Origin of the sequence: Actinomadura darangshiensis (genome assembly GCF_004349235.1) — a bacterium.
Taxonomy (GTDB): Bacteria; Actinomycetota; Actinomycetes; order Streptosporangiales; family Streptosporangiaceae; genus Spirillospora; species Spirillospora darangshiensis.
This window is the reverse complement of the sequence record NZ_SMKY01000162.1, coordinates 1-20,021: the sequence shown is the minus strand read 5'-3', so window position 1 is coordinate 20,021 and position 20,021 is coordinate 1. Positions and strand designations below refer to the sequence as shown.

Sequence of the window (20,021 nt, the reverse complement as noted above, 5' to 3'; positions counted from 1 at the left end):
CCCCTACGTCGTCGCCCTCATCACCCTCGACGGCGAGGTCGGTGGTGTCGATGCCGTGGGCGGCGGCCCAGACGGGGGCGACCTCGCCGTCGAGGGTGATGAGGGCGACGACGTAGGGGCGGCGGTCGCCGAAGGCGAGGGCCTGGCCGACGAGGGGGTGCTCCTTGAGGTGGTTCTCGACCAGGGACGGGGCGATGTTCTCGCCGCCGGCGGTGATGATCAGTTCCTTCTTGCGGTCGACGACGGTGAGGAAGCCGTCGGGGTCCAGGCGGCCGACGTCGCCGGTGCGGACCCAGCCGTCGGCGTCGATCAGGTCGGCGGTCGCGTCGGGGCGGTCCAGGTAGCCGGGGGTGCAGGTCGCGCCGCGGACGAGGATCTCGCCGTCGTCGGCCAGCCGCAGCTCGACGCCGGGGAAGGGGCGGCCGACGGTGCCGAGCTTGAAGGAGTCGGCGAGGTTGGCGGTGATGGCGCCGGTCGTCTCCGTCATGCCGTAGGCGTCGAAGATCTTCAGGCCGAGGCCGGCGAAGAACCGGGCGACCTCGACGGGCAGCGGCGCGGCGGCGCTGGAGGCCTGGCGGACGCGGTCCAGGCCGAGGAGGGCGCGCATGGGGGTGAGGACCGCCCGGTCGGCCTGCTCGAAGGCGGCGGTGATCTCCGGGGTGGGGGTGTTGCCGTACTCCTGGGCGGTCACGTAGGCGCGGCCGGCGCTGAGGGCTCCGGCGACGGCCTGCTTCTTGGCGGTGTCCTGCTCGGCGGAGAGGACGGCCTGGATGCCGGCCATGATCTTCTCCCAGACGCGGGGGACGCCGAAGAAGGAGTGCGGGCGGACCTCGCCCAGGACCGTGGTGAGCTGGGCCGGGTCCGGGCAGAAGTGGATGTGGGCGGCCAGCCGGATCGGCAGGTAGTAGCTGAGGACGCGGTCGGCGATGTGCGCGAACGGCAGGTAGGAGATGCCGGACGGCTGCTCGGGCAGGACGGACGTCCGCTGCACCATCTCCGCCTCGTGCAGCACCATCGAGTGCGTGATGAGGACGCCCTTGGGGTCGCCCGTGGTGCCGGAGGTGTAGAGGAGGGTGACGGTGTCATCGGGCTTGACCGCCTGCCAGCGCCGGTCGACGGCGGCGGGGCCGGCCGCCAGCTCGCGGCGGCCGAGGTCGGTGAAGTCGGCCCAGGTGAGGTAGCGGTCGCCGGGCGGGCAGGCGTCCGCGTCCACGACGATGATCCTGCGCAGGTCGGGAAGGCGGTCGAGGACCGGCAGCCAGCGGTCGAGCTGGTCCTTGCCGTCCAGGACGGCGTACTTGGCGGAGCAGTGCCGGGCGACGAACGCGACCTGGTCGGGCGCGAGGGTCGCGTAGACGGTGGCGGGGACGCCGCCGGCGTGGACGGCGCCGAGGTCGGCCAGGACGTGCTCGGAGCGGTTCGGCATCATCAGCGCGACGACGTCGCCCTGCTCCAGGCCGAGGGCGGCGAACCCGGCGGCGGTCTCCAGCGCGCGGGTGCGGGTGTCCGCCCAGGTGAGGGTCCGCCACTCGCCGTCGACGCGGTCGGAGTAGGCGGCCAGCGCGCCGTGCCGGTCGGCGGTCGCCGCGAGCGCGCTGCAGATCGTCTGTTCCTGGATCCCCATGTCGCCCCTTGTAGTAAGTGATGACTTGCAGGAGGGAATCGCATCATGCCGAACGACGTTCGGACAAGGGTTCGGCCGATTTCGGTGCTGGTCGCGCCGGTGGCCCGGTCCCCGGTCGGCCCTCGGTGATCGCCCCCGTACTGTCCGTTTGTTGATCATTTGAGAAAGTTGTGCGTTTAATCTCGTGGGTGACCCGACTCGCCCCCGCCGCCCGCCTGACGCAGTACGCGCACGGCGGCGGCGGCGCCTGCAAGATCCCGCCCGGGGAGCTGGAGCGGGTCGTGGCCGGCCTCACCGGCGGAGACGACTCCCTCCTCGTCGGCGGACCGGACGGCGACGACGCGGCCGTGCTGCGGATCGAGGGCGGCCGGGCCGTGGTGTCCACCGCCGACTTCTTCACGCCCGTCGTCGACGACGCCTACGACTGGGGCCGCATCGCCGCCGCCAGCGCCCTCTCCGACGTGTACGCGGTCGGCGGCGAGCCGCTCATGGCGCTCAACCTGCTGGGCTGGCCCGCCGACGCGCTGCCGGTGGAGCTGGCACGCGAGGTGCTGCGCGGGGGCCGGGACACCGCGGCGCTCGCCGGCTGCGCGATCGCGGGCGGGCACAGCATCGACGACCCCGAGCCGAAGTACGGCCTGGCGGTGACCGGCGTCGCCGACCCGGGCCGGCTGCTGCGGCTGGACGCGGGCCGTCCCGGCGTCCCGCTGACGCTGACCAAGCCGCTCGGCACCGGCGTCCTCAACGCCCGGCACAAGGCGACCGGCGAGGTGTTCGCGCACGCGGTCGCGGCCATGACGGAGCTGAACGGGGCCGCGAGCCTGGCCGCCCTCGAACGCGGCGCCGCCTGCGCCACCGACGTCGGCGGGTTCGGGCTGCTCGGCCACCTGTACAAGCTGGCGCGCGCGAGCGGCGTCACCGCCGTCGTGGACGCCTCCGCCGTCCCGTACCTGGACGGCGCGCGCGCCGCGGTCCGGGACGGGTTCGTGCCCGGCGGCACCCGCCGCAACCTGTCGTGGGTGTCCCCGCACACCGACTTCCGCCGCATCGCCGAGGAGGAGCGGCTGCTGCTCGCCGACGCGCAGACGTCCGGGGGGCTGCTGGTCGCGGGCGAGATCCCGGGCGCCCCCGTCGTCGGCGAGCTGACCGGCCGCGGGCGGCACACCCTCGTCATCCGCTGACCGCGCCCCCTGCGCGGCAGCGCTCGTGTCGCGGCTCGGGGTCCCGGGTAGGGCTCCGGTGACCGGCCGGACCGGGCGGGGGAGCGAGGGAGCGCGGATGACCATCGGGGGGCTCGCGGCCGCCGTCGTGCTCGGCGCGGTCATCGGGGCCCTGGGCCGGCTCGTCGTGCCGGGCCGGCCGACCATGCCCGCGTGGGCGCTGATGGCGGTCGGCGTCGTCGCGGCGTTCGCCGGGACGGGCCTGGTCCACGTGTTCGAGCTCGGGGACGGCGGCTGGAGCCTGTGGGAGGCGCTGTTCCAGGTCGGCCTGGCGGTGGTGGGCGTCCTCCTGGCGGCGGCGTTCTGGCCCAAGCAGATCCGCCGCCCCCACTAGCCGCGCGGCCCTAGCCGCGGCGCAGGACGGGGCGCAGCCCGTCCAGGACGTCCGGGTCCTCGATCGTGGACGGCACGGACACCTCCTGCCCGTCGGCGATGCCCCGCATCACTCCGCGCAGGATCTTGCCCGACCGCGTCTTCGGCAGCGCCGGCACGACCGAGATCCGCTTGAGCGCCGCGACGGGCCCGACCTCGTCCCGCACCATCGCCACCAGCTCCGCGCAGACCTCGCCCGGCTCGGCGAGCACGCCGCTCTTCAGCACGACGAGCCCGCGCGGCACCTGCCCCTTGAGCGGGTCGTGGACGCCGATGACGGCGCATTCGGCGACGGCCGGGTGGGCGGAGATGACCTCCTCCATCGTCCCGGTGGACAGCCGGTGCCCGGCCACGTTGATCACGTCGTCGGTGCGGCCCATCACCCACACGTAGCCGTCCTCGTCGATGTGGCCGCCGTCGCCGGTGAGGTAGTGGCCGGGGAACCGCGTCAGGTACGACTCGACGAACCGCTCGTCGTCCTGCCAGAGCGTGGGCAGCGTGCCGGGCGGCAGCGGCAGCCGGATCGCGATGTCGCCGTCCGCGCCCGGCGGGACGGCCGAGCCGTCCGGCCCGAGGACCCGCACGTCGTACCCCGGCACCGGCACCGACGGGGAGCCCGCCTTGACCGGCATCGGCTCCAGCCCGCGCAGGTTCGCCACGATCGGCCAGCCCGTCTCGGTCTGCCACCAGTGGTCGATGACCGGGCGGTCCAGGATGCGCGCGGCCCACCGGTAGGTGTCGGGGTCGAGCCGCTCCCCGGCGAGGAACAGCGTGTCCAGCGCCGACAGGTCGTGCCCGCCGAGCAGCGCCCCCTCCGGGTCCTCCTTCTTGATCGCCCGGATCGCGGTCGGCGCGGCGAACAGCACCTTCACCCGGTGCCGCGCGGCGACCCGCCAGAACGCGCCCGCGTCCGGCGTCCCGACCGGCTTGCCCTCGTACAGGACGGTCGTGCAGCCGGTGAGCAGCGGCGCGTACACGATGTAGGAGTGCCCGACGACCCAGCCGACGTCGGACGCGGCCCAGAACACGTCGCCGGGCCCGACGCCGAACACGTTCTCCATCGACCAGCGCAGCGCCACCGCGTGCCCGCCGTTGTCGCGGACGACGCCCTTCGGCCGCCCGGTCGTCCCGGAGGTGTACAGGATGTAGAGCGGGTCGGTGGCGGCGACGGGCACGCACTCGGCGGGCTCGGCGGCGGCGACCGCCTCGTCCCACTCCACGTCCCGCGGCCGGACGAGGTCGGCGTGCAGCTGCTCGCGCTGCCGGATCACGCACCGCTCGACCTTGTGCCGGGCCAGTTCGAGGGCCTGGTCCAGCAGCGGCTTGTAGGCGACGACCCGGCCCGCCTCGATGCCGCACGACGCCGACACGACCGCCTTCGGGCGGGCGTCGTCGATGCGGACGGCCAGCTCCCGCGCCGCGAACCCGCCGAACACCACCGAGTGCACCGCGCCGAGCCGCGCGCACGCCAGCATCGCGATGACCGCCTCGGGCACCATCGGCAGGTAGATGACCACGCGGTCGCCGCGGTCGACGCCCTGCGCGCGCAGCGCCCCGGCGAACCGCGCGACGAGCCCGGTCAGCTCCCGGAAGGTGTAGGTGCGCACCGTCCCGGTGACGGGGCTGTCGTAGATCAGCGCGGCCTGGTCGCCGCGGCCCTCCTCGACGTGCCGGTCCAGGGCGTTGTCGCAGGTGTTCAGCTCGCCGCCGGTGAACCAGCGGTAGAACGGCGGCGCCCCGTCGTCCAGCACCCGGTCCGGCGGGACGAGCCAGCGCACGTCCCGCGCCGCCAGCCCCCAGAAGCGGGTCGGATCGGCGATGCTGCGTTCGTACGCCGCCGCGTAGGCGCCCATTCGTCCTCCCGGTGACGGTCCTGGCCCGAGCCTGCCCTGAGGCCCGGATCGGCGCATCCGCGATTCGGGCCGCACACCTATAGGGCATGGTGCGGGGCTGATTCGTCAAGGGCCCGCGCCGCCGGGCGGGCCCTAGTCGGGGTGGCGCAGGGCGTGCCCGACGGCGATGAGCGCGGCCAGGACGGCGCCGCCGGCGACGATCCAGAAGCACAGCTCGTACGCGCCGAGGGAGGGGACGTCGGTGCCGGCGATCACCTGCCCGGCCAGGATCGACGCGGTGACGGCGCCCGCGACGCTGCCGCCGGTGGTGCGGACGAGGGAGTTGATCCCGCTGGCGATGCCGCTCTGGTCCATCGGGACGTGCTGGACGGCCAGCGTGCCGAGCGCCGCGTAGGCGATCCCGAACCCGATGCCCTGGATGGCGCTGAACGCGAGCATGTCGTACACGTGCGAGTTGGACACCGCGAGCCACGCGTAGCACAGCCCGGCGAACGCCGACCCGACCGCGAGCGTGTAGGCGGGGCCGATCCGGGCCGCGACCGGCCCGGCCATCGCCGAGAACAGCAGCATCGTGACCGTGCTCGGCAGCATGTACAGGCCGACGTCCAGCACCGTGCCGTCCAGCCCGTACCCGACCTTCGCCGACGGCGCCTGCACGAACCCGGCGATCAGCGTGAACGCGGCGAACATCGAGAAGCCGAGCAGCGCCGAGACGACGTTCGCCGACAGCGACCGCGGGCCGGCCAGCAGGCTCAGGCGCACCAGCGGCGCACGGACCCGCAGCTCGACCACCACCCACACCGCGCACAGGGCGGCGGCGGCACCGGCCAGGCCGAGGACCCCGCCGGACGTCCAGCCCCACGCGTTGCCCTCGCTGATGGCGAGCAGCAGGCAGACCAGCCAGGCGGCGAGCAGCGCCGCGCCCGGCAGGTCGGGCCGCCCGCCGGCGCGGACGCCGACGTCGCGGGCCGTCACCGCGACCAGCACCAGCACCGCCGCGGCCAGCGCCGCGGCGATCCAGAACACCGGGTGGTGGCTGGAGGTGTGCGCGGCGATCAGCCCGGTGACGATCATGCCGGCGCTGCCGCCGACGCCCATGGTGGCGCTGACGATCCCGATGGCCGTGGTGACGCGGTCGCGCGGGAACGCGTCCCTGATCATGCCGATCGCGAGCGGGATCAGCGCGGACGAGACGCCCTGCAGGGCCCGTCCCGCGATCAGCACGGGCAGCGAGGCCGACACCGCGCAGACCACCGAGCCGGCCAGCAGCAGGCCGAGCGCGAGCAGGACCATCCGCTTCTTGCCGTACATGTCGCCGAACCGCGTCAGCAGCGGGGTGGCGACCGCGCCTGCCAGCAGCGACGCGGTGAACACCCACGTCACGTCGGTGATGGGGGCGTCGAAGCGGTGCATGAGCTGCGGCAGCAGCGGCAGCACCAGGGTCTGCTGCACCGACACGACCATCCCGGCCGCCGCCAGCGCGAGCAGGGTGAGGCCGGTTGGACCGGCGTCCGCGGGCTGCCGTCCGGTCGTCTCACGCGCCGTGGCCGGTACGGCGGTCATGCGAACCTCCCCCGTGGCCGGTCGCCGGTGCCCGGCAATGCGGCCTTTTTCTTACTTAGCGTAAGTAAGTGTAGAGCGCCCGGGAACGGCGCACACCCGCGGGCGTGCCGCGGCGGCGCGCCGCGCGTCCGGGTTTGGCGCGGGGCCCCCGCCTCCATAGGGTTGCCTTCCGTGGACCTTCGTCTGCACAACCCCCGCACCACATCCTCCCGCTCGGCCCGTCCCCGCGCGGCCTCCGGCGTCACGGCCTGGAAAGGACGCTGATGCAGGTCGTCACCACCGCCGGTCACGGTGGGCACGGCAAGTCGGCGCTCGTGCGCGCCCTCACCGGCAAGGAGCCGGGCGAGCCGGCCGCCTGGACGGAGCTGCCCTCGGGGCGGCGCGTCGCGTTCGTGGACGTCCCCGGCGACGAGCGGTCGGTCCCGGCCATGCTCGCCGCCGCCGCGCCCGCCCCCGCCGCGCTGCTCGCCGTCGCCGCCGACGAGGGCTGGATGCCGCAGACGCGCGAGCACCTGGACGCCCTCGGCGCGCTCGGCGTCCGGTCCGGCGTCCTCGCCGTCACCAAGGCCGACGCCGCCGACGGCAGGCTCGCGCTGCGGCTGATCCGCGAGCGGCTCGCCGGCACCGCGCTGCAGGGGGCGGAGGCCGTCGCCGTCAGCGCCGCCACCGGCGCCGGCATGGCCGAGCTCGCCGCCGCCCTCGACCGCCTCGCCGGCCGGCTGCCCGTCCCCGACCCGGCCGCGCCCGTGCGGCTGTGGGTGGACCGCGCGTTCACCGCCGGGCGCCAGAGCGTCGTCACCGGCACCCTCGCCGCCGGGACGGTCGCCGTGGGCGACGAGCTGCTGCTGATGCCCGGGGGCGGCGGCGTCCGGGTCCGGACGATCGGCTGCGCCGGCGAGCCCCGCGACTCGGTCGGCGGCGTGTCCCGCGTCGTGCTGACCCTGCGGGACGCCGGGCGGGTGGACGCCGGCATGGCGCTCGTCACCCCCGGCGCCTGGACCCACACCACGTCCGTCGACGTGCGCACCCGGTTCGGGGAGGCGTCCGGACGACTCGCGCGGGCGCTGACCCTGCACCTCGGGGCCGCCGCCGTCCCGGTCCGGCTGCGCCCCCTCGGCCCCGACACCGCCCGCCTGACCCTCAACACGCGGCTCGCCCTGCACCTCGGGGACACCGGCGTCCTGCGCGACCCCGAGCGCCGCTCGATCGCCGGGGTGAGCGTCCTGGACGTCCGGCCGCCGACCCTCGTGCGCCGCGGCGCCGGCGCGGCCCGCGCCCGGGAGCTGGCGTCCTGGCCGGACCGCCCGGACGGCACCATCGTGCTCCGCCGGCACGGCGTCCTGCGCCGGACGGAGCTGTCGCTGATGGGCTGCGCGCCGCCGCCGGACGCCGTCGCGCTGAACGGCGAGTGGGTCGCCGACCCGGCGCACTGGCGGTCGCTGTTCGAGCGGCTCGCCGAGGAGACGGCCCGGCACGCCGCGCAGAGCCCGCACGCCCCCGGGATCCCGCTGGAGACCGTCCGGCTGCGGCTCGGCCTCCCCGCCCGGCAGCTCGTCGCCGCGCTCGTCCGCCCGCCGCTGCGGGTGGACGCCGGACGCGTCTACGGCCCCGCCGCCGAGGACGCGGCACCCCCGGAACCGCCCGCGGAACCGCCACCGCCGCCTTGGACGGCGGCCGTGGAACGCCTCCGGGCCGACCTCGCCGCCGCCCCGTTCGAGCCGCCCGCCGCCGAGCGCCTCGAAGCGCTGGGCCTGACGGGCGACGTCCTCGACGGCGCGGAGCGCGCGGGCGCCGTGCTGCGCATCCGCGACGGCGGCGGTGACGGGGGCGGCGACATCGTGCTGCTGCCGGGCGCCGACCGGGAGGCGCTGCGGGTCCTGTCCGGCCTGCCGCAGCCGTTCACGCCCGCCGACGCGGGTAGGGCCCTGTCGACGAACCGCGATGTCGCAATCGCCTTGCTCCGCCATCTCGACGGCCTCGGCCTCACCGAACGCCGCCGCTCCTGACCGCGCGGGGCGAAAACCTGTTGAACCGGGACGGGTGACTCTGGCGTCATAGATCGCGGTCCGGTTCCGTCGATCAAGGAGTGGCATGCCGTACCAGACCCTGAAGGGCGGCCGCGTCCCGATCCGGATGTGGACCGACCCCGACACCGTCGAGGACCTCGCCCTCGACCAGCTCCGCAACGTCTCCGCCCTGCCGTGGGTGGAGGGCCTCGCGGTGATGCCCGACGTCCACTACGGCAAGGGCGCCACCGTCGGCTCGGTGATCGCGATGAAGGACGCGGTGTCCCCGGCGGCCGTCGGCGTCGACATCGGCTGCGGGATGACCGCGGTCAGGTCGTCCCTCACGGCCGAGGACATGCCGGACGACCTCGCCGGCCTCCGGCACGCCCTGGAGAAGGCGATCCCCGTCGGGCGCGGCTCGCACAGGCAGGCCGTCGACCCGTCCGGGCTCCCCAACCTGAAGGAGCGCGGCTGGTACGACTTCTGGAAGGGGTTCGACGACCTGCACCGGGCGGTGCAGTCCCGCCTCGGCCGCGCCCGCCAGCAGATGGGCACGCTCGGCGGCGGCAACCACTTCCTGGAGCTGTGCGCGGACGACGACGGCGCGATCTGGCTCGTCCTGCACTCGGGGTCGCGCAACATCGGCAACGAGCTGGCCGAGCAGCACATCGAGGCCGCCCGCAAGCTCCCGCACAACCAGGACCTGCCGGACAACGACCTCGCGGTGTTCCTCAGCGGGACCGCCAAGATGGACGCCTACCGGCACGACCTGTTCTGGGCGCAGGAGTACGCGCGCCGCAACCGCGCCGTCATGACCGCGCTCGCGCAGAACGTCGTGACCAAGCGGTTCGGCGAGCAGCGCTGCAGGTGGGACGACGTCATCTCCTGCCACCACAACTACGTGGCGGAGGAGGAGTACGGCGGCGTCGAGCTGCTCGTGACCCGCAAGGGCGCGATCCGCGCGGGCGGCGGCGACCTCGGGATCATCCCGGGCTCCATGGCGACCGGCACCTACATCGTCCGCGGCCTCGGCAACGAGACGGCGTACAACTCCGCGTCCCACGGCGCGGGCCGCAGGATGAGCCGCAACAAGGCCCGCAAGAACTTCACCGTGGACGACCTGATCGAGCAGACCAGGGGCGTGGAGTGCCGCAAGGACGGCGGCGTGGTCGACGAGATCCCGGGCGCCTACAAGGACCTGGAGACCGTCATCGCCGCCCAGTCCGACCTGGTGGAGGTCGTGGCCCACCTGCGCCAGCTCATCTGCGTGAAGGGCTGACGGCGATGCGGGCGGTGCAGCGGGCGGCCAGCGCGCGGTACACGGGCGACGGCATGAAGCTGCACCGCCGGACGCTGCGGCTCGCCGGCCGCGACCACACGGTCGTCGGGCTGCGGCCCGGCACGCGGGTCCGGTTCAGCACGAACTTCTTCCACGGTACGTGGCACGTGCTGTCCGACGCGCGCGGCGCGAGCGTCCTGGGCCGGCTGCTGTGGGGCCTGTCCTACCAGTCGAGGCCCGGGACGCTGGTGGTGGTCGACCGGCCGTTCCTCGTCCCCACGCCGTTCGACGCCGACCCCGCCGACCCGATCGTCCTCGTCCCCGCCTGGGACACGCCGTTCACCGGGAAGACCGCGCGCGAGCTGGCGCGCCGGCTCCCGCTCCGCCGCCCGCCGGAGGGGACCGTCCGCTGGCGGACGCACGGGCTGGACGGCGCACTCGCGGATTGGCGGGGATGGTTCCGCGCCCAGGGGTGGCGGGACCGCCGCGACGGCCGGGTCAAGCGGCTGCACGGGCTGGTCGCGCTCATGCCCCGCACCCCGCTCGAGATGCGCGAATGGGCGGTGCTCGCCGGCGGCCTGGACCCGTCCGGGACGCACGGGACGGACTACGCCGACCTCGGGTCGTGGGAGGACGGCTACGAGGGGGAGGTCCAGGTCTTCCGCGACTTCCACCGCGACGTGAGCGTGGCCCGGCGGGCGCGCAGCGACGTGCTCGCCCGCCCGGGCGCGCCGGCGGACCCGGGCGAGCTGCGGCCGCTGATCTGGAGCCGGCACGGCGTGGTCAAGCGGGGCCGGGCGGCGGTCAGCGCAGGACGCGGTCGATGAAGGCGGTGACGTCGGCGAGGACCTCGTCGCGGTTGGTCTCGTTGAACACCTCGTGGCGGGCGCCGGGGTAGAGGCGTTCGGTGAAGTCCTCGCCGCGGACCGCCTCTATGCCGGTGCGCGTGTCTTCGGGGCGGACGAGTTCGTCGGCCTCCCCGTGGACGTAGAAGGTGGGGAGCGCCCCCAGGGAGCCGTGCTCGTTGATGCGGCGCAGGACGGTGTCGAGCGCTTCGATCGTGGGCTTCCTGAACGGGCCGTGCCAGATGAGCGGGTCCTCGGTGTACGCCTTGCCGACGGCGGGGTCGCGCGACAGCGTGGACGTGTCGATGGGCTCGTCGGGCATGTCGTCCAAGGGCAGCAGCTCCTCGACCACGTGCCAGCGGCCGAGGACGGGCCCGGACAGCACCAGGGCCGCGAGGACGCCGCCGTGCGCCTGCGCGTAGCGGGCCGCGAGCAGGCCGCCCATCGAGTGGCCGATCATGACGACGGGCAGGCCGGGGTGGTCGCCGCGGGCGGCCTCGACGACCGTGTGCAGGTCGGCGACGACGTCCTCGTAGTCCTCGATCAGGACGCGGTCGCCGGCGGAGCGGCCGTGGCCCATGTGGTCGGGGCCGCACACGACGGCGCCGTGCCGGACGAGGACGTCCGCGACGTGGCCGTAGCGGCCGAGGTGCTCGCCGTAGCCGTGCACGAGGACCGCGGCGTAGCGCGGGTCGCCGGCCGCCCAGATCCGGGCGGTGATCGCGCCCCGCGTGCCCGCGAACTCCCACTCCCGCGACGTCGTCACTCCGGCCTCCTGATCGTTCGACGGAACGTAACCGTCTCCCGCGATGGGACGAATCGTCAAACACCGCAATAGGCTGGGGTGTCCGACCGCAATCCCCGGCGGCCCGCGCCGGGCCGCCGGCCAGCAGGAAGGAGCGCCCGTGCTGGTCGACACGTTCGGCCGAACCGCGACGGACCTGCGGGTCTCGCTCACCGACCGGTGCAATCTGCGCTGCTCCTACTGCATGCCGCCCGAGGGCCTGGACTGGCTGCCGAAGCCGGAGCTGCTCACCGACGACGAGGTGGCCCGGCTGGTCGGCCTCGCCGTCCGCGACCTGGGCGTCACCGAGGTCCGCTACACCGGCGGCGAGCCGCTGCTGCGGCGCGGCCTGCCCGGGATCGTGCGGCACACGGCGGAGCTACCGCCGCGCCCGCAGATCTCGCTGACCACCAACGGGATCGGCCTCGACCGGCTGGCCGGGCCGCTGGCCGAGGCCGGCCTGGACCGGGTGAACGTGTCCCTGGACACCCTCGACCGCGGCACGTTCAAGCGCCTCGCGCACCGCGACCGGCTGGACGACGTCCTGAAGGGGCTGGCCGCCGCGCGTGCGGCGGGGCTGGAACCGGTCAAGATCAACGCGGTGCTGATGCGCGGGATCAACGACCACGAGGCCGTCCCGCTGCTGCGGTACTGCCTGGAGCACGGCTACCGGCTGCGGTTCATCGAGCAGATGCCGCTGGACGCCCAGCACGGCTGGACCCGCGAGAACATGATCACCGCGGACGAGATCCTGGACCGGCTGTCCGCCGAGTTCGACCTGGCGCCCGACGCCGGGCACGACCGGGGCAGCGCCCCCGCCGAGTCGTTCCTGATCGGCGGCGGACCGGAGACGGTCGGCGTGATCGGGTCGGTGACCCGGCCGTTCTGCGGCGCCTGCGACCGGGTGCGGCTGACCGCCGACGGGCAGGTCCGCAACTGCCTGTTCGCGACCGAGGAGTCCAACCTGCGGGACGCGCTGCGGGCCGGCGCCACCGACACCGAGCTGGCCGACCGCTGGCGCAAGGCGGTGTGGGCCAAGCGCGCCGGGCACGGCATCGACGACCCGTCCTTCCTGCAGCCGGCCCGGCCCATGTCGGCGATCGGCGGCTGACCTTGGCGGGGACCGGCGGCTTCGACGCCGTGGGGTTCGACGCCGTCCTGCTCGCGGGCGGGCGGGCCCGGCGGTTCGGGGCCGACAAGCCCGCGGCGCCGGTGGGCGGGCGGACGCTGGTCGAATGGGCGGCCGCCGCCGTCGCCGGCGCGTCCCGGCTGATCGTGGTGGGCCCGCGGCGGGACGTCCTGCCGGACGCCGTCGTCGTCCGCGAGGATCCGCCGGGCGCCGGGCCGGTGCCCGCACTGCGCGCGGGCCTCGCCGAGGTGCGGGCGGGCACGGTGGTGCTGCTGGCCGCCGACCTGCCGTTCCTGCGCCCCGCCCACGTCGCCTCGCTGCTGCACGCGGTGGGCGAGCGGCCCGGCGCGGTCCTGGTCGACGAGGACGGCCGCGAGCAATGGCTCGCCGGCTGCTGGCGCACCGCCGTCCTGCGGGCGGCGCTCGACGGCTACCCGGGCGAGTCGCTGCGCGGGCTCCTCGGCCCGCTGGACCCCGTCACCGTCGCGCCGCCGCCCGGCGCCCGTCCGGCCTGGTACGACTGCGACACCCCCGAGCAGCTGGCCGCCGCCGAGCGCCTGCTTTGAACGTGCGAGAGTGGGCAGGTCACCCAGACCATGCGCGAAGGGGGAGCCCATGCCGGTGCTTGAGGACTGGATCACCGCGGCCTGCCGCGAACTCGGCCTGGAACGCGGCGACGTCGACCAGGGCCTGGTGCTGGACCTCGCCCGCGACGTCGCCCACGGCGTCGCCCGGCCCGGCGCGCCCCTGACGGCCTACCTGCTCGGCCTCGCGGTCGGGCGCGGCACGCCCGCGCGGGACGCCGCCGCGCGGCTGACCGAGATGGCCGAGGGCTGGCAGGCCGAGGTGCCCGGACCGGCGGGCGAGCCCGTCCTGGACGAGGCCTAGCTCCCGCCGGAGGGCGCGTCCCGGTCGGCGATCGGCACGACGTCCTTCAGGAAGTCGCGGCGCGACAGGAACGCCGACAGGCTCTCGCGGTGCTCGTCGCAGGCCGGCCAGATCTTCCGCCGCTCCGGCGTGTGGATCTTCGGGTTGTTCCAGCGCAGCGCCCACACGGCGTCGGCGCGGCAGCCCTTGGCGGAGCACCGCGGCTCCTCGGAGACGGTCCCCGGGGCGGAATCGGTCATCCGGCAACTCTGGCACAGCCCGGCCGGGCCGGCCGCGCCCGGCCCGCGTTTCACCCCATGATCTCCGGAGAGGACCCTGCCCGTGGGGACGGCGGCCGCGCACCGCGGCGAACAGGGGCGGCGCAACTGGCAGGCGCTCTCGGTCTGCCTCGTGGCGGCGTTCATGACGCTGCTGGACGTCAGCATCGTCAACGTGGCGCTGCCCTCCATCCGGTCGGGCCTGCACGCGTCCGAGGCGGAGCTGCAGTGGATCCTGTGGGGGTACGCGCTGACGTTCGGGCTGGTCCTCGTCCCGTCCGGGCGGCTCGGCGACGCCCGCAGCCGCCGCGCCGTGTTCATGTCCGGGCTCGCGCTGTTCACGGTGGCGAGCGCGGCGGCCGGCATCGCCCCGACGATCCTGTTCCTCGTCCTCGCGCGGCTCGTGCAGGGCGTCGCGGGCGGCATCCTCAACCCGCAGGTCGCGGGCCTCATCCAGCAGCTGTTCCGCGGCGCCGACCGGGGGCGGGCGTTCGGCGCGCTCGGCGCCGTCATCGGGGTCGCCACCGCCGTGGGCCCGCTGCTCGGCGGCGGCCTGATCGCGCTGGCCGGCGCCGAGGAGGGCTGGCGGTGGGTGTTCTACGTCAACGTCCCGGTCGGGGTGGTCGCGCTGTTCCTGGCGTGGCGGCTGCTGCCCGCCCCGGTCTACGGGGACCGGCAGGGCCTCGACCCGCCCGGCGTCCTGCTGCTGGGCGCGGGCGTCGTCTGCGTGCTGCTGCCGCTCGTCCAGGAGCAGCAGTGGCATGGCGCCCTCAAGTGGCTGCTGGTCCTCGCGGGCGCCGCCCTGATCGCGGTGTTCGCGGCATGGGAGCGCAGGGCGCGGGCGCCGATGATCGACCTCGCGCTGTTCCGGCTCCGCTCCTACACGCTGGGCGTGGCGATCGCGCTGCTGTTCTTCGCCGGGTTCACCGCGATCTTCTTCATCTTCACCCTCTACCTGCAGAACGGCCTCGGCTACAGCGCGCTGGGCGCGGGCCTGGCGATCACGCCGTTCGCGCTCGGATCGGGTTCGGCGTCCGCGATCGGCGGCCGGATCGTGTCGCGCTACGGCCGCCCGCTCGTCGCCGCCGGGCTGTGCCTGGTCCTGGTCGGGCTCGGCGCCGCCTGGGTCGCGGTCGAGCTGGAACCGGGCCGCGGCGTCGCGTGGGCGACCGCCGCGCCGCTGCTGGTGGCCGGGCTCGGCACCGGTTTCGTCATCTCCCCGAACCAGACCCTGACGCTGTCGGAGGTCGACTACACCGAGGGCGGCAGCGCGGCGGGCGTCCTGCAGACCGGGCAGCGGGTCGGCACCGCGATGGGCATCGCCGCCGTCGGGTCGGTGTTCTTCGCCGCCCTCGGCGGGACGGGCGGCGACTGGGCGGCGGCGTTCCGCCGCGGCCTGATCGTCGTCCTGGCGTTCGTGCTGGCGGCGCTGGCGGCGGCCGTCGCCGACCTGGCCGCCGGCCGGCGCCGGCGCCGCCGGGCCCCGCTAGCGGCGGCGCCGCAGCAGGGCGCGCACGCCCAGGCCGAGGACGGCCGCGGAGCCGAGGACGGCCCCGGCTAGCGCCCGGTTCTGCCGCCTGATCCGGGCCGGGATCTCCGCGTACGGCATCGTCGAGAACGACACCAGCTCGTAGCGGGAGACGTACCGGCCGGCCAGGCGCCGCTCCAGCGCGTGCGCCGCCGCCTGCTTCGCCCGGTACACCGGCGACGACACCCGGTCGCGCATCTCGACGAAGTTGTCGAGCGCCATCTCGGCGATCACGTCGGTGTTGGCCTTGCGGCGCTCCTGGTAGAGCGTCAGCGCGCGGCCCCAGTCGCCGCCGGTCTCGGCCAGGCACCGGTCGATCTCGATGCAGTCCTCGAACGCGCAGTTCGCGCCCTGCCCGAAGAACGGGACGATCGCGTGCGCGGCGTCCCCCAGCAGCGCCACCTTCGCGCCCGGCCCGTACCGCGTCCACGGCCGGCAGCGGACGGTGACCAGCGACCCGATCGGGTTGAGCTCGTAGTCGTCGGCCAGGTCCGGCATCAGGCCGGCGACGTCGGGATAGTGCCGCTCGAAGTGGGCGGTGACCTTCGCCGGCGTGTCGAGGGCGCCGAAGTCGCCCTTCGGCCAGAACAGCGTGCAGGTGAACGACCGGTCCAGGTTCGGCAGCGCGATCATCATGGCGGTGCCGCGCGGCCAGATGTGCAGCGCGTCCGGGTCGAGCGCGAACTCGCCGTCCCGCGGCGGGACGGTCAGCTCCTTGTAGCCGTGCTCCAGGAAGTCGGCGTCCTCGTCCAGCTCCATGGACCGGCGGACGGCGCTGTAGGCCCCGTCCCCGGCCAGGACGACGCCGGCGGGCTCGGCGCCGGCGTCCTCCAGCAGGATCGCGCCGGCCTCGGTGTCGACGCCGGTGACGCGCTGGGAGAAGCGCAGCGTGACGCCGGGCGTCGCCTCGGCGGTGTCCAGCAGCGACCGGTTCAGCTCGGCGCGGCTGATCGAGTTGATGGCGCGCTCGCCGTCCGCGCTGTAGGGCTGGAAGTTCTGCGCGCCCGGAAGTGGGTGCACCATCCGCCCGTGCATCGGCAGCGCCTGCTTGAGGGACTGGTCGCGCAGCCCGACCTGCTCCAGCGCGGCCAGGCCGCGGGCCGAGATCGCCAGGTTGATGGAGCGGCCGCGCTCGGCGCCCGCGATCCGCGGGTCGGGGCGGCGCTCGTACACGGTCACCGGGATGCCGCGGCGGCCGAGCAGCACCGCGAGCAGGCAGCCCGCCAGGCCCGCGCCGACGATCGCGACCCGTTCGCCGTCAGCCGCCATGGACCGGGATCTCCCCCGTGCCGGTCGACTCGGTCTGGGAGCGGACCTCCCACAGGTCGGGGAACGCGGGGGCGAACAGGGTGCGGCGCAGGTAGTCGGCGCCCGCCGAGCCGCCCGTGCCGATCTTCGCGCCGATCGTCCGCTCGACCATCTTCAGGTGCCGGTACCGCCATTCCTGGATGCCCTCGTCGACGTCGACGAGGCCCTCGCAGACCTGGGCGGCCGGCCCGGACTCGTCCGCGTAGACGGCGAGGAGGACCTTCTGGACGCCGGCGTCCGGCTCCCACGGCCGGGAGGTGTCGCGGTCCAGGGCCTCCCGCGGGACGGGGTGGCCGCGGCCGGCGAGGTAGCGCAGCAGCGAGTCGAACACCGACGGGCGGGCGACGGCCGCCTGGAGCCGCTCGTCGCCGCGCAGGTCGGAGGCGGGGAACGAGCGCCGCCCGAGGACGGCCTCGATCTCCCGGAACTGCTCGCTCTGGAAGCCGCTGGAGTTGCCCAGCGCGTCGCGGAACGCGGCGAACTGCCGGGGCGTCATCGTCTCCAGCACGTCCAGCTGCCCGACCACCGTCTTCAAGATCTTGGCGATGCGGCGGGCGGTGTGCAGCGACCCGGCGCTGTTGCCCTCCTCCAGCCGGCGCTGCAGCAGCTCGGCCTCGTGCAGGATCTGCTTGAACCACAGCTCGTAGACCTGGTGGATGACCACGAAGAGCAGCTCGTCGTGGGCCCCGGTCTTCGGCTCCTGGCAGGCCAGGAGATCGTCGAGCCTCAGGTAGCCGCCGTACGTCATCGTCGGCGAATCCGCCATCACGCCTCCTTGCGACACAACGGATGTGACCCGCAGGATATGGGATCGTTCCGGAAGGGGGCCGCATGGGTGAGGTCGTCAGGGAGTTCGTGGGGCTGCCATCGCCCCTGGTCGGCAGGGCGGGCGCGGGCGGCCACCCGTGCCAGGGCGTCTACCACCGCCCCGCGGGGGCGCCGCCGCGGACCGCGTTCATCGCGACGCACTACAACGTCGACTTCTCCGAGCACTACCTCGCCGAGCACCTGGCCGCGCGCGGGTACGGGTTCCTCGGCTGGAACACGAGCTTCCGCGGAAACGAGGCGTACTTCCTGCTCGACCACGCCCTGGCCGAGATCGGCGCCGGCGTCCGCTGGCTCCGGGAGAAGGCCGGTGCGGAGCGGGTCGTCCTGCTGGGCAACTCCGGTGGCGGATCGCTGATGGCCGCGTACCAGTCGCAGGCCGTCGAGCCGAACGTCGCGCCGGTCGCCGGGATGCGCCCCGTCCCCGCCATCGAGGACCTGCCGGCCGGTGACCTGTTCGTCGCCCTTGCCGCCCACTCCGGCCGTCCCGAGGTCCTCACCGCCTGGATGGACCCCTCGGTGACCGACGAGACCGACGTCCTGTCCGCCGACCCGTCGCTCGATCCGTTCAACCCCGAGAACGGCCCGCCCTACAGCGCCGGGTTCCAGGCCCGCTACCGCGCCGCCCAGCGCGCCCGCAACGAGCGCATCACCGACCGGGTCCTCGGGCGGCTGGACGCGCTGAAGGGGACCCGCGCCCGCGACGCCCTGTTCAACGTGCACCGAACCTGGGCCGACCTCCGCATGATCGACCCGGGCATCGAGCCGTCCGACCGCGAGCCCAACCGCTGCTATCTGGGCGAGCCGGTCAAGGCCAACTACGGCGTCTTCGGCATCGGGGCGCTCTGCACGCTGCGCTCATGGCTGTCGATGTGGAGCCTGCGCACCTCGCAGTGCACCGCGGCACCGCACCTCGCGCGGATCACCGTCCCGTCGCTGGTCGTCCACGCGACCGCGGACGAGGGCGTCTACGACAGCGACGCGCGCGCGATCCATGCCGCCCTGGCGGCGTCCGACAAGACGCTCGACTTCGTCAGGGACACCCACTACCTGCCGGAGTCCCGGCCCGAGGCCGCCGACCTCATCGACGCGTGGGTGCGCGCCCGCTGACGCTCACCAAAGCCGCAGCGAGCGCTTGAAGATCTCGGCCACGGCGTCCTCGTCCACCGGGCGCGGCGACGTCGCCAGCAGGCGCTGCTGCTTCATCGTCCCCTCCACCAGGCCGGGGATGTCCCCCTCGCCGTAGCCGACGCCCCCGATCCCGTCCGGGATGCCGATGTCGCGCATCAGCCGCAGCACGGCGCGCGGCAGATGCTCGGCCGGGTCGTTCGGGCGGTCCATGCGCGGGTCGAGGAGCTCGGCGGCCCGCACATGCCGTTCGGGACGCGCCTGGTAGGTGAACCGGAACGCCTCCGGCGCGGTCAGCGACACCGACATCCCGTGCGGGACCATCGCCTCCTCGTCCGGGTAGCCGTCGGGCCGGAAGTCCTTCACCTGCCCGGCGATCGGGTACGCGTTCGCGTGGGGGATGTGCACCCCGGCGTTGCCGAACCCGAGCCCCGCGAACGTCGCCGCGAGCGCCATGTCGTGGCGGGCCTGCCGGTCCTCCCCGTCCTGGACGGCCCTGCGGAACGACAGCGACAGCAGGCTCAGCGACTTCTCCGCCCACATGTCCGACACCGGGTTGGCGCCGCAGTACGGTACCCGCTGCTCGGGCTTCTTGCGCTCGTACCCGTCGTACGGCCGGGCGGTGTAGCTCTCCAGGGCGTGGCAGAGGATGTCCATCCCCGACGACGCGGTCACCCCGGACGGCTGCGACATCGTCAGCTCCGGGTCCACCACGGCCAGCGTCGGCCGCATCCGCGGATGGCTGATGCCCGTCTTGACCCGCAGGTCCAGGACGTCCATGACGCATACCGTCGTGCTCTCCGCGCCGGTCCCGGTGGTCGTGGGGACGGCGACCAGCGGCAGCAGCGGCCGCTCCGGCGCCCTCCCCGCCCCCACCGGCGGGTTCAGGTACTCGGCCAGGTCGCCGTCGTTGGTCGTCAGCAGGTTGACCGCCTTCGCGGTGTCGATGCTCGACCCGCCCCCGACGGCCACGTACGCGTCGTAGGGCCCGCTCTCGCGCGCGTACTCGACCGCCTCCCGCATGCTCGCGTCCGTCGGCTCGATGCGGACGCGGTCGAACACGGCGGCCTCGATCCCGTACGCCTTCATCGCGTCCGCGATCCGCTCCGGCCCGCCCGTCGCCGCGACCCGGGGGTCGGTGACCACCAGCACCCGCCGCGCCCCGAACTGCGCCAGGTCGAACCCGACCTCGTCCGCCGCGCCGTCCCCGAACTTCAGCTGCGGCGCCCCATACGTGAAGACCGACTCGTTAGCCATGCCCCCACGGTGTCACACGTCGCCCGAGTCCAGATCGCCGGTGGACAGGCGGACCTGGCGGAGGGCGGTGGTGATGCCGGCGGCCTGGGCGGCGGGGAGGCCGGCGATGCCGAAGGCGGACTCGTTGAGGGCGAGGGTGGCCTCCTCGGCGAGGT

Annotated in this window: 18 protein-coding genes; 10 read left to right on the top strand and 8 right to left on the bottom strand. The window is 74.6% G+C overall.

The window, feature by feature from the left end; translation table 11 throughout:
- Positions 1 to 1,624 (bottom strand): AMP-dependent synthetase/ligase (locus E1293_RS29065; RefSeq protein WP_132200678.1); only part of this gene is annotated, 1,624 nt, incomplete at its 3' end.
- A 188-nt stretch (positions 1,625 to 1,812) separates the two neighbouring features.
- Between E1293_RS29065 and selD the strand changes: the two genes are divergently transcribed.
- Both selD and E1293_RS29055 read left to right on the top strand, forming a co-directional pair.
- Entirely contained in the window at positions 1,813 to 2,805 is a 993-nt protein-coding gene (gene selD, locus E1293_RS29060) for a selenide, water dikinase SelD (RefSeq protein ID WP_132200677.1), read from the top strand.
- Between the two features lie 97 nt (positions 2,806 to 2,902).
- Positions 2,903 to 3,178, top strand: coding sequence for a GlsB/YeaQ/YmgE family stress response membrane protein (locus E1293_RS29055; protein ID WP_132200676.1), 276 nt, complete (start codon positions 2,903 to 2,905; stop codon positions 3,176 to 3,178).
- 10 nt (positions 3,179 to 3,188) lie between these two features.
- Here the strand turns inward: E1293_RS29055 and E1293_RS29050 are convergent, their stop codons facing one another.
- Positions 3,189 to 5,069, bottom strand: coding sequence for a propionyl-CoA synthetase (locus E1293_RS29050; RefSeq protein ID WP_132200675.1), 1,881 nt, complete (start codon positions 5,067 to 5,069; stop codon positions 3,189 to 3,191).
- A gap of 132 nt (positions 5,070 to 5,201) precedes the next feature.
- Positions 5,202 to 6,632: an MFS transporter gene (locus tag E1293_RS29045; RefSeq protein WP_132200674.1), complete on the bottom strand. Its 1,431-nt coding sequence runs from the start codon at positions 6,630 to 6,632 to the stop codon at positions 5,202 to 5,204.
- A gap of 263 nt (positions 6,633 to 6,895) precedes the next feature.
- On the opposite strand from E1293_RS29045, the gene E1293_RS29040 reads away from it, so the two are divergent.
- The 3 genes from E1293_RS29040 to E1293_RS29030 all read left to right on the top strand — a co-directional run bounded on the left by E1293_RS29040 (position 6,896) and on the right by E1293_RS29030 (position 10,744).
- Positions 6,896 to 8,638 (top strand): GTP-binding protein, encoded by a 1,743-nt coding sequence (locus tag E1293_RS29040; RefSeq protein WP_132200673.1) that lies wholly within the window; start codon positions 6,896 to 6,898, stop codon positions 8,636 to 8,638.
- A gap of 85 nt (positions 8,639 to 8,723) precedes the next feature.
- Complete coding sequence (locus E1293_RS29035) at positions 8,724 to 9,917, top strand: RtcB family protein (protein ID WP_132200672.1); 1,194 nt, start codon at positions 8,724 to 8,726, stop codon at positions 9,915 to 9,917.
- Positions 9,918 to 9,922: 5 nt separating this feature from the next.
- Positions 9,923 to 10,744, top strand: a complete 822-nt coding sequence (locus E1293_RS29030; RefSeq protein WP_132200671.1) for a hypothetical protein — start codon at positions 9,923 to 9,925, stop codon at positions 10,742 to 10,744.
- On the opposite strand, the gene E1293_RS29025 is transcribed toward E1293_RS29030, so the two are convergent.
- A complete protein-coding gene (locus E1293_RS29025) occupies positions 10,722 to 11,528 on the bottom strand; it encodes an alpha/beta hydrolase (protein WP_132200670.1) in 807 nt (268 codons plus the stop codon). The genes E1293_RS29030 and E1293_RS29025 overlap by 23 nt on opposite strands.
- 139 nt (positions 11,529 to 11,667) lie before the next feature.
- On the opposite strand from E1293_RS29025, the gene moaA reads away from it, so the two are divergent.
- Genes moaA through E1293_RS29010 form a run of 3 tightly spaced genes read left to right on the top strand, consistent with a single transcriptional unit; the run spans position 11,668 to position 13,563 of the window.
- Positions 11,668 to 12,657: a GTP 3',8-cyclase MoaA gene (gene moaA, locus E1293_RS29020; protein WP_243716686.1), complete on the top strand. Its 990-nt coding sequence runs from the start codon at positions 11,668 to 11,670 to the stop codon at positions 12,655 to 12,657.
- 2 nt (positions 12,658 to 12,659) lie between these two features.
- Positions 12,660 to 13,241, top strand: coding sequence for a molybdenum cofactor guanylyltransferase (gene mobA / locus E1293_RS29015; RefSeq protein ID WP_243716684.1), 582 nt, complete (start codon positions 12,660 to 12,662; stop codon positions 13,239 to 13,241).
- Positions 13,242 to 13,290: 49 nt separating this feature from the next.
- A complete protein-coding gene (locus E1293_RS29010) occupies positions 13,291 to 13,563 on the top strand; it encodes a DUF6457 domain-containing protein (protein ID WP_132200668.1) in 273 nt (90 codons plus the stop codon).
- Here E1293_RS29010 and E1293_RS29005 read toward each other — a convergent pair.
- A complete protein-coding gene (locus tag E1293_RS29005; protein WP_132200667.1) occupies positions 13,560 to 13,802 on the bottom strand; it encodes a hypothetical protein in 243 nt (80 codons plus the stop codon). The genes E1293_RS29010 and E1293_RS29005 overlap by 4 nt on opposite strands.
- 82 nt (positions 13,803 to 13,884) lie before the next feature.
- On the opposite strand from E1293_RS29005, the gene E1293_RS29000 reads away from it, so the two are divergent.
- Positions 13,885 to 15,381, top strand: coding sequence for a DHA2 family efflux MFS transporter permease subunit (locus E1293_RS29000; protein ID WP_243716682.1), 1,497 nt, complete (start codon positions 13,885 to 13,887; stop codon positions 15,379 to 15,381).
- On the opposite strand, the gene E1293_RS28995 is transcribed toward E1293_RS29000, so the two are convergent.
- Positions 15,307 to 16,617 carry an FAD-dependent oxidoreductase gene (locus tag E1293_RS28995; protein ID WP_132200666.1) on the bottom strand — a complete coding sequence of 437 codons (1,311 nt, stop codon included), beginning with the start codon at positions 16,615 to 16,617 and terminating at the stop codon, positions 15,307 to 15,309. The genes E1293_RS29000 and E1293_RS28995 overlap by 75 nt on opposite strands.
- Positions 16,607 to 17,422, bottom strand: coding sequence for a tryptophan 2,3-dioxygenase (locus tag E1293_RS28990; protein WP_132200665.1), 816 nt, complete (start codon positions 17,420 to 17,422; stop codon positions 16,607 to 16,609). Before E1293_RS28990 ends, E1293_RS28995 begins: the two co-directional genes overlap by 11 nt.
- Positions 17,423 to 17,487: 65 nt before the next feature.
- On the opposite strand from E1293_RS28990, the gene E1293_RS28985 reads away from it, so the two are divergent.
- Positions 17,488 to 18,591 carry an alpha/beta hydrolase family protein gene (locus tag E1293_RS28985; protein ID WP_132200664.1) on the top strand — a complete coding sequence of 368 codons (1,104 nt, stop codon included), beginning with the start codon at positions 17,488 to 17,490 and terminating at the stop codon, positions 18,589 to 18,591.
- A 3-nt stretch (positions 18,592 to 18,594) separates the two neighbouring features.
- On the opposite strand, the gene E1293_RS28980 is transcribed toward E1293_RS28985, so the two are convergent.
- Complete coding sequence (locus E1293_RS28980) at positions 18,595 to 19,866, bottom strand: hydroxyacid-oxoacid transhydrogenase (protein WP_132200663.1); 1,272 nt, start codon at positions 19,864 to 19,866, stop codon at positions 18,595 to 18,597.
- Positions 19,867 to 20,021: the final 155 nt, after the last annotated feature.